This is a genomic window from Gordonia sp. p3-SID1431 (genome assembly GCF_025143765.1).
Taxonomy (GTDB): Bacteria; Actinomycetota; Actinomycetes; order Mycobacteriales; family Mycobacteriaceae; genus Gordonia; species Gordonia hongkongensis.
In genome coordinates, this window is sequence record NZ_JAMBDT010000114.1 from 1 (window position 1) to 15,213 (window position 15,213).

General features: G+C 62.3%; 13 protein-coding genes and 1 pseudogene. 9 read left to right on the forward strand and 5 right to left on the reverse strand.

Translation table 11 applies throughout. The annotated features are described in order from the left end of the window. Nucleotides 1-204: hypothetical protein (locus tag M4D77_RS20745; RefSeq protein WP_259937260.1), on the forward strand; the 204-nt coding region annotated here is incomplete at its 5' end. 270 nt (nt 205-474) lie between these two features. Here M4D77_RS20745 and M4D77_RS20750 read toward each other — a convergent pair. Beyond that, entirely contained in the window at nt 475-858 is a 384-nt protein-coding gene (locus M4D77_RS20750; RefSeq protein WP_223372675.1) for a hypothetical protein, read from the reverse strand. Between the two features lie 214 nt (nt 859-1,072). Next, nucleotides 1,073-2,089, reverse strand: coding sequence for an AraC family transcriptional regulator (locus tag M4D77_RS20755; RefSeq protein WP_005195135.1), 1,017 nt, complete (start codon nt 2,087-2,089; stop codon nt 1,073-1,075). A 100-nt stretch (nt 2,090-2,189) separates the two neighbouring features. Between M4D77_RS20755 and M4D77_RS20760 the strand changes: the two genes are divergently transcribed. From M4D77_RS20760 to M4D77_RS20775, 4 genes are read left to right on the forward strand one after another with little or no spacing between them, the layout of a single operon-like run. Continuing rightward, nucleotides 2,190-2,510: a 2Fe-2S iron-sulfur cluster-binding protein gene (locus tag M4D77_RS20760; RefSeq protein WP_005195134.1), complete on the forward strand. Its 321-nt coding sequence runs from the start codon at nt 2,190-2,192 to the stop codon at nt 2,508-2,510. Between the two features lie 25 nt (nt 2,511-2,535). Then, nucleotides 2,536-3,927, forward strand: a complete 1,392-nt coding sequence (locus tag M4D77_RS20765; protein WP_005195133.1) for a cytochrome P450 — start codon at nt 2,536-2,538, stop codon at nt 3,925-3,927. After that, complete coding sequence (locus tag M4D77_RS20770) at nt 3,924-5,123, forward strand: NAD(P)/FAD-dependent oxidoreductase (RefSeq protein ID WP_005195132.1); 1,200 nt, start codon at nt 3,924-3,926, stop codon at nt 5,121-5,123. The genes M4D77_RS20765 and M4D77_RS20770 overlap by 4 nt, the downstream gene beginning before the upstream one ends. Next, on the forward strand, nt 5,120-5,794 hold the full coding sequence (locus tag M4D77_RS20775) for a transglutaminase family protein (protein WP_005195131.1): 675 nt from the start codon (nt 5,120-5,122) through the stop codon (nt 5,792-5,794). The genes M4D77_RS20770 and M4D77_RS20775 overlap by 4 nt, the downstream gene beginning before the upstream one ends. A gap of 222 nt (nt 5,795-6,016) precedes the next feature. Here M4D77_RS20775 and M4D77_RS20780 read toward each other — a convergent pair. Both M4D77_RS20780 and M4D77_RS20785 read right to left on the reverse strand, forming a co-directional pair. Next, nucleotides 6,017-7,155 (reverse strand): IS3 family transposase gene (locus M4D77_RS20780; protein WP_085949120.1). Its coding sequence is split into 2 segments (ribosomal slippage): nt 6,017-6,885 and nt 6,885-7,155, totalling 1,140 coding nucleotides; the frame shifts between segments, so codons are not numbered across the junction. Between the two features lie 208 nt (nt 7,156-7,363). Continuing rightward, entirely contained in the window at nt 7,364-7,840 is a 477-nt protein-coding gene (locus M4D77_RS20785; protein ID WP_005194688.1) for a PaaI family thioesterase, read from the reverse strand. Between the two features lie 108 nt (nt 7,841-7,948). Here M4D77_RS20785 and M4D77_RS20790 point away from each other — a divergent pair, with 108 nt between their 5' ends. From M4D77_RS20790 to M4D77_RS20805, 4 genes and pseudogenes are all read left to right on the forward strand, one after another. Continuing rightward, complete coding sequence (locus M4D77_RS20790; RefSeq protein WP_005194691.1) at nt 7,949-8,557, forward strand: TetR/AcrR family transcriptional regulator; 609 nt, start codon at nt 7,949-7,951, stop codon at nt 8,555-8,557. Nucleotides 8,558-8,648: 91 nt separating this feature from the next. Then, complete coding sequence (locus M4D77_RS20795) at nt 8,649-11,672, forward strand: RND family transporter (RefSeq protein WP_005194693.1); 3,024 nt, start codon at nt 8,649-8,651, stop codon at nt 11,670-11,672. A 113-nt stretch (nt 11,673-11,785) separates the two neighbouring features. Then, a pseudogene (locus M4D77_RS20800) lies at nt 11,786-12,912 on the forward strand (IS3 family transposase). A gap of 105 nt (nt 12,913-13,017) precedes the next feature. After that, the gene (locus M4D77_RS20805) at nt 13,018-13,368 is read left to right on the forward strand and encodes an integrase core domain-containing protein (protein ID WP_005194698.1); all 351 of its coding nucleotides are present in this window, start codon (nt 13,018-13,020) and stop codon (nt 13,366-13,368) included. Nucleotides 13,369-13,691: 323 nt separating this feature from the next. Here the strand turns inward: M4D77_RS20805 and M4D77_RS20810 are convergent. Beyond that, a protein-coding gene (locus M4D77_RS20810; RefSeq protein WP_085949121.1) for an IS3 family transposase occupies nt 13,692-14,950 on the reverse strand; the annotation gives its coding sequence in 2 pieces (ribosomal slippage) (nt 13,692-14,605 and nt 14,605-14,950; 1,260 coding nt in all). Nucleotides 14,951-15,213 lie beyond the last annotated feature (263 nt).

Here is a 15,213-nt window from a genome sequence, read left to right on the forward strand (position 1 = left end):
CGTCAACGATGTCCCGACGACACGACGTCAAGCATGTCCCGAGCCCTTACACGTCAGCATCGCCAGATTCGCGAGGATGACGAGCTGGATTACGTCTGGCTGTCAAGCGACGTCACCCCTGAGGGCGGCATGTCTCATGGAATGGGGCACTCCGGTGAAGGGGTGTTGGCCACTGCCGGAGAAGAAGCCGTAGCTGTTGGCTGAGCAAATCTGGTGCAGGACCAGATCGAGCGGACGGGGATTCAGTGGCCCCGCGGCCGCACGGGAGGCGCCATGGGCGCAGTTCTCATCGGAGGGATAGCAACATGGAGTGGCCGCGACGGCGAGCAAGCAGCGATCGGCTCCCTCTCTGCCTGACTTCGAACCATCGGCCGTCCGCGACATCGGCGGACGTTCGGCGCCGACAACTCGTCCTACTCTGACACGTTTCCTTACCAGCTAAAGCGGCTGTGGCAGAGTCGGTCATGCTCGGTGTCAAATGTATTCGTCACGGGTGCGCGTCTTGGCTGAGGGGTAAAGATGGCGCCCGAGTCGTCCTCCCGCGCCGGCCGGCATCATCCTCGGCCCCATGTCGTATTCGGCAAGCGGGAAATTGCGGCTAGTTAACATTAACATGGCGTGATCGTCGTCACTCGATGCGGCGAATGGCCTCGTTACGTGACGTAGCAGGCCGCCCAGATTGTCGGTCGGTCGGGCAGTTGGTGTGCGAAAACCGTCGTCGGTGATCATGATCTCGCGGTCGAGGGTGACGACCGAAACATTCTCGTGGCGGTATCGCATATGTGCGTCTATCAAACGTCGTTGCTGCGGTGTTGCAATGTCCCGAAGGCCCGACTGGATTCGTTCGGTGAATGCCATAACGGTGGCTAGAACGAACCGGCTGGTGTCCTCGGCGAGGCGGCAGACGTTGAGGTGTGGCTGAGAATTGCCGCGTAGGCGATGCTGGCTGACTTGTAACGACCGTGCGCTTCGGACGGGGCGGGCCCGGGTTACCGTATCGAAACGTTATGAACCAGTCGCGAAATTCGTTGTGGTGTAATCAGCTGACGCCCCGATTGGGCTGGTCGAGCATTCATGCGGCTGGCGGGCGTGCACGTCGAAGTCGAAACTGCGACGGGGAGCAGCCGACCCACCGAGCAAACGCATGAGAAAAGCTTGCGACGTCGCAGTACCCCAGTTCGGTAGCAATCTGGCCGATTCCGACGCCGGGATCGAGAAGTCGGAGGATGGCGTGCTCCTGCATGAATTGCTGTCGTAGGCGGCGCAGGGTGGTGCCCTCGGCGTGTAGGTGCCGTTTGAGTGTGCTTACCGATACCGACAGCTCTGCTGCGATCCGACTAGCGTTGACTCGAGCAGGGTCTGCATCAAACTGGGCTCGGACGCGCTGCGTGTACGAGTTGTGACGCCGCTGATCGCAGAGCCGTCGCAGTTCGGCGGTACCGATCCGGTAGGCGACGGGATCGGAAAAGCGGCACACCTCATGAAGCGCCTCGGCTGGTATGCGAACAAATGACGCTGGCGCATCGAAGACGACTCGATGCCCTATCTCTCCCACGTTCAGCGGCTCGGTCGGCGCCGGGCAGGTCAGGTGTAACTCTGCTGAGGACACATCTCCTGTGAGTATTTTCACCAGACGCAGAACGGTCAGGCCCCCATAAGTGACGGCAAAGCAGTCGGTACCCGCGCTGTCGGTGCGCCCTGCGAGACCGATGGTAAGACCACTGGCGCCATGATGAAAGTCCGCACTTAGCGCCGTCGAGATCAACGGCAGAAAACGAAGCAACTCGACGATGTCAACGACCGACCCGGCACTGACCAGCGGCAGGCTCAGTGGACCGAAGGAGGTCAGCTGAGCGTGCTCAGCGAATGCGAGGCCCAGCCGAAACCCGTCGTGCGGCCCCATCGTCGGATACACGTCATGAAACCATTGCATCGGCACCTGCGCTTCTTGCGTGATCAACGTTCTGAGGTCGGTGCCCTCCTGGGCCATTATCCGACCGAATGCGCTCGTCGCCTCCGTGCCCAGCGCACCGCTGTCGAGAAGCTGTGCAAACGCCAACGGGGGCACACCGGATTCACCGAGGGTCACGTGAGCCAGATTAACAACAGATTGCGACGTTCACACATGGATCGGTCGGGATCCGCACATTCACACTCAAGGGGAACCTCATACGTGCAAGGAGGTGGCCATGGCCACGATCACATACATCACCCACGATGGAGACGACTACGAAGCCGATCTCGTGGAGGGGAAGTCGCTCATGCAGACCGCCGTCGACGAAGCCGTCCCCGGCATCGACGGTGATTGTGGTGGCGAAGCGGCCTGCGGTACGTGTCACGTCATTGTCGACCCGGCGTGGATCAAGACCGTCGGGCGCAGCGGCGAGGGCGAGGAAGAGATGCTGAGCATGCATCCGGAACGGGAAGGAACCTCGCGGCTGTCCTGCCAGATGATCGCGACTGAGGAGTGGGACGGCCTGACTGTTCGCCTCCCGGAATTCCAACTCTGACCCGCAACGACGAAGGAATGCAATCATGAGCATCGCAGCCACCGTCGCCGAGAAGGCGCAATCAATGATCCCGATCGACCTTCAGATCCGGGGGGCGCATGTCTATGACAAGACCCGCCGAATCGTCACAAGGACCGACGGCCAGAAGATCTTCACCGAGACCCCGATCCCGCCGGTGGACGAGGTCGATCTCGCCGAAATCGACCTGAGTAACCCGTTCCTGTATCGCCAGGGTATGTGGCGCTCGTACTTCGAGCGTGTCCGCAACGAGGCGCCGGTGCACTTCCGTTCGGAGAGCCCCTTCGGTCCGTTCTGGTCGGTCACGCGACACGCCGACATCATCGCGGTCGACAAGAATCACGAGGCGTTCTCCGCCGAACCGTTCATCATCATCGGCAGGCCCCCGCGTTTCATGGACATCGCGATGTTCATCGCGATGGATCCGCCCCGGCACGACAAGCAGCGCGCCGCAGTGCAGGGCGTGGTGGCTCCGAAGAACCTTCGTGAGATGGAGGGGCTCATCCGCGCGCGCGTCCGCGAAGTCCTCGACGGCCTCCCACTCAACGAGCCGTTTGACTGGGTCCAGACTGTGTCGATCGAACTCACTGCACGCATGCTCGCGACGCTACTTGACTTCCCTTACGACAAGCGGCACAAGCTGGTCGAATGGTCCGACCTCGCGACCTCGATGGAGCAGGCCAACGGCGGCCCCTCGGACAACGACAGGGTCTTCCGTGAGATGGTCGCGATGGCGCAAGGCCTGAGTTCGCTGTGGCGGGACAAGGCGGCACGTACCGTGGCCGGCGAAGAGCCTGGCTTCGACCTCATCACCATGCTGCAAAGCAACGAGGACACCAAGAACCTCCTCGACGATCGCCCCATGGAGTTCCTCGGTAACCTCGTGCTGCTGATCGTCGGCGGCAATGACACGACCCGCAACTCCATGAGCGGCGGAGTGCTGGCCCTCAACGAATACCCCGAGCAGTTCGAGAAGCTCAAGGCCAACCCCGACCTCATCCCCAACGCGGTGTCGGAGATCATCCGCTGGCAGACCCCTCTTGCTTACATGCGCAGGGTCGCCAAGAAGGACGTCATGCTCGGCGGCCAGTTCATCCGCAAGGGTGACAAGGTGGTGATGTGGTACGCCTCGGGCAACCGAGACGAGCGCGTCTTCGAGCGTCCAGACGAGCTCATCATCGACCGGGCCAACGCCCGCAACCACATCGCGTTCGGTTTCGGTGTACACCGCTGCATGGGCAACCGGCTCGCCGAGCTCCAGCTACGCATCCTGTGGGAGGAGCTCCTCCCTCGCTTCGACAACATCGAGGTGGTGGGTGAGCCGGAGTACGTGCAATCGAACTTTGTCCGTGGGATCAGCAAGATGATGGTTCGCCTGACCCCCAAGGGGGAAATGTGACGGCTGATCAGGTCGTCATCCTCGGCGCGAGCCACGCCGGCGTCCAACTCGCGGGCGCTCTCCGAAAGGAGAAATGGGCCGGGGATGTCTTGCTGATCGGCGACGAGGGCAGGCTCCCCTACCAGCGTCCACCGCTGTCCAAGGCATACCTGGCAGGTGCATCACAGCTTGATGACTGCGCGATCCGCGGACGTCAGTTCTACGACAAGCAGCGGATCGAGCTCGTGGACGGAACGGCGACGGCGATCAACCGTTCCGCGCACACCGTCACCCTCAACAGTGGAGACGTGGTGTCTTACGCCACGCTGGCACTGTGCACCGGCGCGCGCGCCCGCGCGCTGACCGTTCCGGGCGCCGAGTTGACGGGCGTCCACTACTTGCGCACCGCCACCGACGTCGAGGCCATCCGTGCCGCGGTGGTGCCAGGTTGCCGGGCCGTCATCGTCGGCGGCGGCTATATCGGCCTGGAGACGGCCGCCTCACTTCGAGCTCAGGGTGTGGACGTCACTGTTCTCGAGGCTGCGGAACGCGTGCTCGAGCGGGTGACCGCGCCGGTGGTCTCGAGGTTTTTCGACCGTACCCACCGGACCGAGGGTGTCGATGTTCGCACCAGCGCGTTGGTCGAGGGTTTTCGCGGGGAGGGGCGAGTCGAAGAGGTGGTGCTCGCCGACGGTGAGACCCTGGCCGCGGACCTCGTCATCGTCGGTGTCGGCATCATTCCCAACACGGATCTCGCGGTCGCCGCGGGCCTCGAGGTTGACGACGGAGTCATCGTCGACGACCATGCACGCACCAGCGACCCCGACATCGTCGCCGCCGGCGACTGCGTCAACCAACGGATCGCACGGTACGACAGGCGCGTCCGCCTCGAATGTGTGGCGGCCGCCACCGAGCAGGCCAAGGTCGCGGCAGCGACCATCTGCGGCAACGAAGCCGGTCTCACCGCGCTGCCTTGGTTCTGGTCCGATCAATACGATCTGAAGCTGCAGATCGCCGGGCTCAACACCGGGTACGACGAGGTACTGGTCAGCGGTGACCCTGACCACGACCGTGACTTCACCTGTTACTACTTCAACGACGGCGAGCTGATCGCCGCGGACTGCGTCAACAGACCCAAGGATTTCATGAACGCGAAGCGTACGATCGCACAGCGTTCGTCGCTCGACAGGTCCGAACTGATCGGAGCCACACCATGACCACATCACCCGCGGCAGCGGAAAGGCCGGCGGCGGCGCTCACAGCATCGACCTTCCTCGACATCCATCACGCGACCGTGCAGGCCTTCACCCAAGACGCGGTCGGCGACGCGGACACCGATCGCGAGAAGGCGCGGCGCCTCTTCGCCGCAGTCCGAGACCAGATCCGTTACGACCCCTACACCGTCTCTGACAAGCCCGATCATTACCGGGCCAGCCATGTCATCGAGTCCGGACGTGGGTACTGCGTACCCAAAGCGGTCGTACTGACAGCCGCGTTCCGCGCGGCAAACATACCGGCCCGGCTCGGCTTCGCTGATGTACGCAATCATCTGCAGACCGACGCGCTGCGCGAACTCATGGGAACCGACGTCTTCGTATATCACGGATACAGCCACGTCTACATCGAGGGGCGCTGGTTGAAAGCTACACCCGCGTTCAACATTGAATTGTGCACTCGATTCGGGGTCCCACCTATCGACTTCACCGGCGATCGCGACGCGTTGTTTCACGCGCACGCGGCGGACGGCTCCGCGCACATGGAGTACGTGCACGAACGCGGCGTCTACAACGACTTGCCCCTCGAGGAAATCCTGGCGGGCCTGCGGCATGCCTACGGCCCTCTGATCTTCTCGGGACGGCCAGCTCCGTCCGACGCATTCCGCGCATAGTGTGCGCTCCGGCGGGCTACCGCCGCAGGTTACTGCCCGCTCGAACACCCGTGCCACCACCTGTCGGCCAGATCCCGTCGCACAGTGTCCACCACCACTAGGGAGACCATGACAATGTCCGAGTCATTGCTCGACACCTATCCACACCGAATGGGCGGCCATTGCGGCTCCAGCGCGATGCGCGACTTGATGGTGAGGGGGACCCGTTTGGTGGTCCAGTCGCTATGCGGCTTGGGATTGGTGGGTCGTGGTCCACTGTAGAGCGAATTCAGCGGGGCTGAGTTCGCCGTGGGCGCTGTGGGGCCTGGCGGTGTTGTAGTCGGTCCTCCAATCCTCGGTGATCACTTGGGCTTCGAGCAGAGAATCGAAGCGCCACGAGTTGAGCAGTTCATCGCGTAGTCGACCGTTGAACGATTCGATCCAGCCGTTCTGCCATGGCGAACCGGGGTCGATGAACAAGGCTCCGGTGCCGGTGAATCGGCACCAGTCGCGTACGGCGTGGGCGACGAATTCGGGGCCGTTGTCGAACCGCACGTAGACCGGCGCCCCGCGGGTCAAAGCCAGCGTGTCAAGGACTGCGACCACTTGGTCGGCGTCGATTGACCTGCCGATCTCGATGGCCAGGCACTCTCGGGTGTACTCATCAATGATGTTGAGTAGCTTGATCGTACGACCATCAGCGAGGGTGTCGAATTGGAAGTCCATCGCCCAGATCACGTTCGGCCGGATAGGACACATCGCCCCTACGGTGACACCGACGCCGGTCAACCGCTTCTTTTTGCGGCGCTGGGGCACTCGAAGTCCTTCCTCACACCATAGTCGACGAATACGTTTGTCGTTGACCGCCCATCCGGATTTGCGTGCCATCTTCGCTGCTCGCCGCCACCCCCACCGGGGCCGGTCGGTGGAGAACCTGCGTAGCCAGGCCCTCAGCCTGGTGTCCTCGTCGTCCGCTGGTTGTGTCCTCAGGCGCATCGTCGAGCGGTGGATACCGACCACCGCACACGCCCGACGCTGAGACACCCCGAACCGTTCTTGCAGCACCGTCACGGCGCGGCGTTTACGGTTCGGGGTCAAAAGTTTCCCGACGACAGGTCCTTGAGCATGTCAATGTCGAGGGCCTGGTTGGCCACGAGCTTCTTGAGTCGGGCGTTCTCCGCCTCGAGTTCTTTGAGCCGCTTGGCGTCATCAGCTTTCATGCCGCCGTACTGGGCCAGCCAGCGATGCCACGTGGACTCCGCGACTTCGAGGTGCCGGCACACCTCGTCGAGTTCCTGACCAGCGGCGAGGAGCATATTGCCCTCGGCGAGCTTGCGGATGATCTGCTCCGGCGTGTGCCGGCGGCGCTTGTTCGATGTCATGACGTCGTTGATTCTTCCTGCTCGAACAATCGAGCAACAGAGTCCCACAACGACTGGACCACCCAGGAGGGCTCACCTCACAAGCTAAGCGCTCGGTTCACGGGGAGGGCGGTAAGGCGCTGCGAATGGGTTAGATACGTCTCGCCCTCAGGGTTGATGCAGCCTTGCTGTATCGGGTAACACCAGATGCAGGCGCGGTTACGGTATTCTAGTCGGCTTGAAGGAATCGAGTAATCAGGTCTGTGGCGGCGTCCGGGTCTCCGTGGTTCTGAAAGTGACTTAAGTCAACTTTCACGAACACGGCGTTCGCGGTGAAATACGCTTTCTTGCCTACTGTGCCGACCGCTTTGATGGAGAGTGCCCGAGCGGTGTTATCGACGACCGTGGCGACGAGGTGCACGGGTGTGTGCAGTGGCACTGGGTGTCGGTACTCGACGGTGAGTGTTCGAGTGACTGCAGGTGTGCGGGCGATCCACAGGGTGAATCCCATGATGTCGTCGCAGGCTGCTGAGATGGCACCGCCATGGGCTAGGCCGGGTGCTCCTGATTGGCGTTCGTCGAAGGTTAGATCAGCGTAGACGTGGTCGTCATGCCTGTATACCTCGAGCTGGAGTCCGCTGGGGTTGTCGCTGCCACATCCCATACATGATGGCGAGTGCGCTGGTAGCCGCTGATCGAAGCCCATTGGGTGGTCCTCTCTGCGGTCCTCGTTCGGTGTTCGAGCACTCGCAGTTTCGTTCTGTTACCGACGGTATCGTTTGTGCTGTTGGTCTGGAGCGGGAAGTGGGCAAGGGTGGAGATCGCCGATATCGATGATGTGGACCCGAGGCGGGTTCGCTCGCGGGCGCGGTTGTTGGATGCTGCCGCGACCCTGCTCAGCAGCGGTGGGGTCGAAGCGGTCACCGTGGAGGCTGTAACCCGGCTATCTCGCGTAGCCCGCACCACGCTGTATCGACATTTTGAGAGCACCACGGACCTGGTGGCAGCAGCCTTCGAGCGGTTGTTGCCTCAGGTGGACAACCCTGAAACCTCGCAATCGATTCGCGATGACCTGGTCACATTGATGCAACGCCAGGCTGCTCTCATCGAACAGGCTCCGTTGCAGTTGACCACACTGGCTTGGTTGGCAATGGTTCCCAAGCAACCTGGCGAAGAACCAAACGCATTGGGGCCGTTGCGGATGCGCGTAGTCAACCAGTACCGAGAACCCTTTGATCGAGTGTTGACAAGTAGCGCGGCCGCCGCTGAACTCGACGATCCGGACTTGACCATGGCGATCACTCAGCTGGCAGGCCCTCTGGTCTTCGCCAAGCTCACCGGGATTCGCGCGATGGATGTCGCTGATCTCGAGCGCCTCGTCGATGACTTTCTTGCGGCGCACAGGCGGCGCCCGCCTACATAGCCTCACCGCCTTCCACTTTTACGCTACAACTTGTAGCGTAGCGCTACCGATGGTTCCACTGTGGGCCAGATGAGTTGGTGAGGTACTGCGTATGGTGGTCCATCGTCCCGATGACAAGCGCTTGGCAAGGCGGCCGTTGGTCGAGCGCAGCGAGTACAGCTCCACGTTGGGACGAATCGCGCGGTTCACTTTGACGCACAAGTCCCTGGTCATCGGGGTGTGGATAGCTGTCGGGGTGGTGTTGGCGGTGCTGTTTCCTCAGTTGGAGACGGTGGTGCGGCAGCAATCGGTAGATCCGATCCCTGCAGGGGTTCCGTCCTTTCAAGCTCTTGATCAAATGGGTGGCGCATTCGGGGAAAAGGGCGCTAAGACCACTGTCTTCGTGACCATGGAGAACCCGAATGGGCTTACAGAGGTCACGCGAGAGCGATACGACGCGTTGGTCCTACAGCTCCGTGAAAATTTTGACGATGTGCAATCGGTTCGTGACTTGCTGTCGGATCCGATCACTGCCCGCCAGGCGTTGAGTGAGGATGGCAAGGCCTGGTATCTGCCCGTCGGGGTCTCGGGGACCCTGGGCGGTCCGGCGGCGACTCATGCGGTGGAAACCGTCCGCGAAACCGCACGCCGGGTGTTTGAAGATACTGGTACCGCGGTTCATGTCACCGGACCCGCAGCCACCTTCAGTGATCAGATCGTGAGTGCCGAGAGCGACCTGGTCGTGATCACTTTGGCCACAGTCGCGCTGATCGCCCTGATCTTGCTGGTGGTGTACCGATCGCTGTTCACAGCACTGGTGCCGTTGCTGGTGATTGGTGTCAGCCTTGGGGTGGGCCGCGGCGTCTTGTCCGCACTAGGTGAGCTCGGAATGCCGGTGTCTCAGTTCACCGTCGCATTCATGACGGTCATTCTGCTCGGGGCCGGGGTGGACTACTCAGTCTTTTTCATCAGCCGCTATCACGAGCGGTTGCGCCAAGGCGCGCCTACCGCGGATGCTCTTGTGGACGCTACAGCGACGATCGGACGGGTCATCTTGGCCTCGGCGGCGACGGTGGCACTGGCATTCCTGGCTATGGCGTTCGGCGAACTGAGCGTCTTTTCCACCTTGGGTCCGGCCTGCGCGATCGCGATCCTCATCGGGTTCCTCGCCACTGTCACCTTGCTGCCGCCGGTGCTGCAGTGGGCAGCCCGCTTCGGTTGGGGCAACCCCCGACGAGACCTCACGCGCAAGTACTGGAATCGCGTGGCGGTGCTTGTCGTCCGCCGCCCAGTCCCCCTTCTCGCTATAACGATGGTGGGGCTGATCGTGCTGAGCACGATCGCGATGGGTATCCACATCACCTATGACGACCGCCAGGGCCAACCCGCGACGACCGACAGCAACCAGGGATATGCGCTGCTTGACCGCCATTTCCCCACAGATGTGACGGTTGCTGAGTTTCTTGTGGTGGATGCGCCGATCGACCTACGCACCGCCAGCGGACTTGCCGACCTCGAGCAGATGGCTTCGCGGGTATCCCAAATTCCCGGGGTGACTCGCGTCATCGGCGTCACCCGCCCCACCGGCGACAAACTCGAACAGGCCGAGCTGTCGTGGCAGAACGGTCAGATCGGGGACCAGGTGGCAGGCGCCGTCGCAGACGGCCAGCAACGAAAAGGCGACCTCGAGCAGTTGCGCTCCGGTGCCAACCAGCTCGCCGACGGGCTGGCCCAACTCGACACCCAGCTACGCCTCAACCTGACGCCACTCGCCGGTATCCTCACCCAAGCAAGCACCGCCGGTCAACAAATCCAGCAGTACCAACCACTCCTGCGCCAGCTCGCCGCGTCCGCGCCCGCACTCGACCGCGCCTCACAGAACGCCCCACAACTTGCCGCCCTGACCCGCCAAACATCCGCGGCGCTGACAACAGTGACCTCAATCCTACCCCTCCTCGACTCAGCGCCCTGGTGCGCCCAAGTCCCCCAGTGCGCAACCCTGCGCGCACAGATTCGCGACCTCAACGCCACACTAGGGAGTGGACTGCTCGACCAGATCACCACCCTGTCAACACAACTCGCACAACTAGACACACCCCTCACGACGGTCACCGACCAACTCACCGCAACCGTCAACTCCCTCAACTCCACCCTGAGCACCATCAACAACCAAGACCTGCCCGCTAAGATCACTCAACTCCAAACTGGCGTGAGTCAGCTCGCCGCAGGATCACGACAACTCGCCGACGGCGTGTCCGCGCTGATCGACAGCAACCTTCAGCAACTAGCCGGGATGGCCACCCTAGCCACGCAACTCCAAACCTCCGCCCGCGAAACCGCCGGAACAGACTCCGCGACCGGCTTCTACCTGCCACCTCAAGCCAACGCAGACCGCCGCTTTGTCGATGTCGCTCGCCAATTCGTCTCGCCCGACGGCCATACCGTGCGCTACGCAATACAAACCAGCTTCGACCCCTACAGCACCGAAGCCATACAACTGACCAACACCATCACCGATGTTGCAAACGCCGCCAGACCGAACACCACCCTGGAGGACTCCCACATCGCAATCGCCGGATTCCCCGCCATCAACGCCGACCTGCAACGCCTACTCGCCGACGACTTTCAACTCCTGGCACTGGCAACCCTCATCATCGTCGGCCTGATCCTAATCCTTCTCCTCCGAGCACTCATCGCACCGCTGTATCTCCTAGGAACCGTCGTCCTCAACTACACCGCGGCACTGGGCATCGGCGTCCTAATCTTCCAACACATCCTCAAAACCGAGATCGCCTGGCCTGTACCGCTATTGGCTTTCATAGTCCTCGTCGCCGTCGGCGCAGACTACAACATGCTGCTCATCTCTCGCCTACGCGAGGAATCCCAGAACAACATACGAATCGGCGTTCTACGAACCGTCACCAACACCGGATCGGTCATCACCTCGGCCGGCCTCATCTTCGCTGCCAGCATGTTCGGCCTCATGGCTGGCTCGATCTCCATCATGACCCAAGTTGGACTGATCATCGGTATCGGACTACTGCTCGACACCTTTATAGTGCGCACCATCGTCGTGCCGGCCATCGCGACACTACTAGGCAAAACCAGCTGGTGGCCGAACAACGAAACCGTTTAACGTACTCCTGGTTTAGTTCCCCAGTATCCGCGCGGGACTGTCGCTAGGGACTGCTGCACGGATAGGTGACATCTGATCTGGCTTGCCTTCGGGCGGTCGGGAAGGATGTAGCTGTGCCCAAGCCGTACCCCCAGGAGCTCCGAGACGATGCGATCCGGGTGGCTCGTGATCGTGGAGAAGGCGTCACGATCGAGCAGGTCGCCAACGACTTCGGTGTGCACCCGATGACGCTGCACAAGTGGATGCGACGCGCGAATATTGATGGGGGCCGCAGCCCTGGCGTGACCTCGACCGAGTCCGCTGAACTGCGCGAGGCCCGTAAGCGGATCCGCCTGCTTGAGCAGGAGAACGAGGTGCTGCGTCGAGCGGCGGCGTATCTATCGCAGGCGAACCTGCCGGGAAAAGGCTGTACCCGCTCGTGAAAGAGCTCGCCGCCGACGGGATTGCCGTCGCGTGTCGTGTCGGGTACTTCAGCTCTCGCGCCAGCCCTACTACCGGTGGCTGGCCAGCCCGGTCACCAATGCCAAGCTGGCCGCGGCGTATCGGGCGAATGCCCTGTTCGATGCCCACCGCGAGGACCCGGAATTCGGCTACCGATTCCTCGCCGGGGAAGCCGCCACCGTGGGTGAGTCGATGGCCGAGCGGACCGCGTGGCGGATCTGCCGCGACAACGCCTGGTGGTCGGTGTTCGGCAAGAAGCGAGGTCGTAACGGCCGACGACCGGGACCACCAGTCCACGATGATCTGGTCCAGCGCGACTTCACCGCCGAGGAGCCACATCGGTTGTGGCTCACTGGTATCACCGAACACCACACCCGTGAGGGCAAGCTCTATCTGTGTGCAATCAAGGACGTGCACTCAGGGCGGATCGTCGGCTACAGCATCGATTCCCGGATGAAAGTCCCGACTGGCCGTGGCAGCGTTGCACAGCGCGCTGGCCCGTCGTGGTGAGGTGGCCGGCTGCATCGTTCACTCGGATCGAGGGTCACAGCTCCGGTCGCGGAAATTCCTACACGCCTTGAATACTCACGGTCCAACGGGGTCGATGGGCAAGGTCGGGGCGTGAGGGGACAACGCAGCTATGGAGATCTTCTTCGCGCTCCTGCAACGCAACGTGCTCGACCGTCAACGCTGGGACACCCGTGAACAGCTACGGATCGCAATCGTCACCTGGATCGAACGGACCTACCACCGCCGGCGCCGGCCACCACATCGGCCGAGAATCAGACCCGGCGGCTGATGCGACTGGCCGGGGTCCGCGGAGTGCAGCGGGCAGCGAAGGCTTTCACCACCCGTCCCGACCCGACCACGGCCAGACCTACCGACCGAGTTCAGCGACAGTTTCGTGCCGATCGACCCAACCAGCTACGGGTCGTCCCAGCTATGGGTCGTCGACATCACCTGCGTGCGAACCTGGCAGGGCTTCGCCTACACCGAATTTGTCACCGATGCCTGCACCCGCGTGATCGTCGGTTGGCATGTTGCGGCTACCATACGGACCGAGCTGATCAGGCAGCGTCGGCCTTGGCGCACCGTCGAGCAGGTGGGGCTTGCCACCTGCGAATGGGTCTGGTGGTACAACCAACAGCGTCTACACGAAGCGCTCGACTATCAACCACCCACAGAGTTCGAGGCCGCCCTCAACGGCGCCTCAGCTATCTGCGAGTCGGCCGCCCCGGCCCTCGCAACCACATAGGAACTAAACCTGGGGTACTTCATGGTCTTGCGTCGACCAAATGAACCCCCAATACATATCGCTGGCCTATGCCGACCGGCTGATCGAGTTTAAAGTCGACCCCTCGGTCAGCACTGTGCGCGACTCCTCCGACAACACTCTCGCCGAAGCGTCAGGTACCGCGAGTGTCATTTGCCACGGTGAAGGGACCGCTGTGAGCTGATTTTTGCCATCGGGATGGGACCACCTGGATTGCCAGTTATGGGACCACCGGCGCGTTGCGCTGGTGGTCTCTTGTTTTGTCCGTTGGGCCTTGACCCCGGATCTTGGACACAGGGTGGGATTTATGCTGCGTGTAGAAGTGTAGCAGCGTAACGGTTTTCGTAGGTGAGTGGTGATTGGTGCCCGCACCACGAGTGTCTTCGGCGGTTGTTGTAACGCACGAGCCACCCAAAGACTTCACGCCGGCAGGTGAACTCATCGGGCCAGGACTGCTCATCTTGAAGGACCTCGCGTTTGAGCGTGGCGTTGAACGACTCGGCCATCGCATTGTCGGCGCTGGTGCCCACCGCTCCCATGGACTGGGTCACGCCGAGTTCAGCGCACAGGTTGGCGTAGGCCTTGCTGGTGTAGACCGAGCCGTGATCGGAGTGAAAGACCGCTCCCGACAACGACCCTCGCGTCTGTTGTGCCGCTTGCAAGGCATCGGCAACGAGATCGGTGCGCATATGATCGGCCACCGCCCACCCCGTCAACCGTCGGGAGTAGCAGTCGATCACCGTAGCCAGGTACAGGTTGGAGCCATCGGCGATCGGCAGATACGTGATATCGCCGACATACACCCGGTTCGTGGCGGGCGCGGTGAAATCGCGTTCCACCAGGTCAGGGACTATGCGATCGGCAGGTTCAGGGATCGTGGTGACCACACGACGGCGCCGCCGATAACCGACAATGCCGTGGGCGCGCATCACCCGCGCCACCCGTTTGTGATTGACCCGGTTCTCCAGCGCCACCCCATCGTTGAGTTCCGCGGTAATCCGCGGTGCACCACAGGTGCTGTCACCATCGTGAACCTCACGAATACGTTGCGCCAAAACATGATCAGCTTCCGCACGAGCCGCCCGGCGCGGGGCCGCCTTGCGCCAGGCGTAAAACGACGAACACGCGATCTCGAGGAGATCGCATAGCCACTTGACCGGGTAGGTGTCGAGGTGGTCGGCGACGAACTGGAAGCGGCTCACCAGTTCGTCTCCCCGGCGAAATACTTGGCCGCCTGACGCAAAATCTCCCGTTCGGTGCTCAGCTTGAGCTTCTCGCTACGCAGTGCCGCGTTCTCCCTCTCCAACCGTGCGATCTTGGCCTCAGCGCTTTCTGGCCCCACCACAGCGGGCCCATCGCCGTTGCGGGCCTTGAGCGGGCTGACCGCCCCGCTGCCATCGGCAGCGGTCTTGCGGCCGGTGCCGTAGCGCTCAAGCCAGTGACGCAACGTGCCGCGCTCGACCCCAAGATCGGCGGCGATACCGCGCACCGTGGCCCCGGGGGTCGACTCGTACAAGTCCACCGCGTCCTGACGAAACTGCTCTGAATAGTGTCTCCGAGCCATACCTTGATCATCTCGCTTCTCCCCGCGAACTGCGGGATTCAACGTGTCCAAGGTCCGGGGTCAGGTCCCGTTGACTCGGCCGTGACGAGCAGTCATGGAAGGGGCGGCGGCATGGGCTATCGGGAGGTTGCTGTGGAAGAGATCAGAGAAGTCCTGCGGTTGTGGCTGGGTCTGGCGGTGGGGTTACCGTCGCCGGGGCTGCGCACGATCGCCGCGCATGCGGGGGTGTCCGTGGCCATGAGAAAGTCCCCACTGGTGGGGGG

What these genes read in the sequence shown, in the direction of transcription:
- M4D77_RS20750 (WP_223372675.1), bottom strand. Translation starts at nt 858, where the DNA reads ATGGCATTCACCGAACGAATCCAGTCGGGCCTTCGGGACATTGCAACA.
- M4D77_RS20760 (WP_005195134.1), top strand. Translation starts at nt 2,190, where the DNA reads ATGGCCACGATCACATACATCACCCACGATGGAGACGACTACGAAGCC.
- M4D77_RS20765 (WP_005195133.1), top strand. Translation starts at nt 2,536, where the DNA reads ATGAGCATCGCAGCCACCGTCGCCGAGAAGGCGCAATCAATGATCCCG.
- M4D77_RS20775 (WP_005195131.1), top strand. Translation starts at nt 5,120, where the DNA reads ATGACCACATCACCCGCGGCAGCGGAAAGGCCGGCGGCGGCGCTCACA.
- M4D77_RS20785 (WP_005194688.1), bottom strand. Translation starts at nt 7,840, where the DNA reads ATGGGCTTCGATCAGCGGCTACCAGCGCACTCGCCATCATGTATGGGA.
- M4D77_RS20795 (WP_005194693.1), top strand. Translation starts at nt 8,649, where the DNA reads ATGGTGGTCCATCGTCCCGATGACAAGCGCTTGGCAAGGCGGCCGTTG.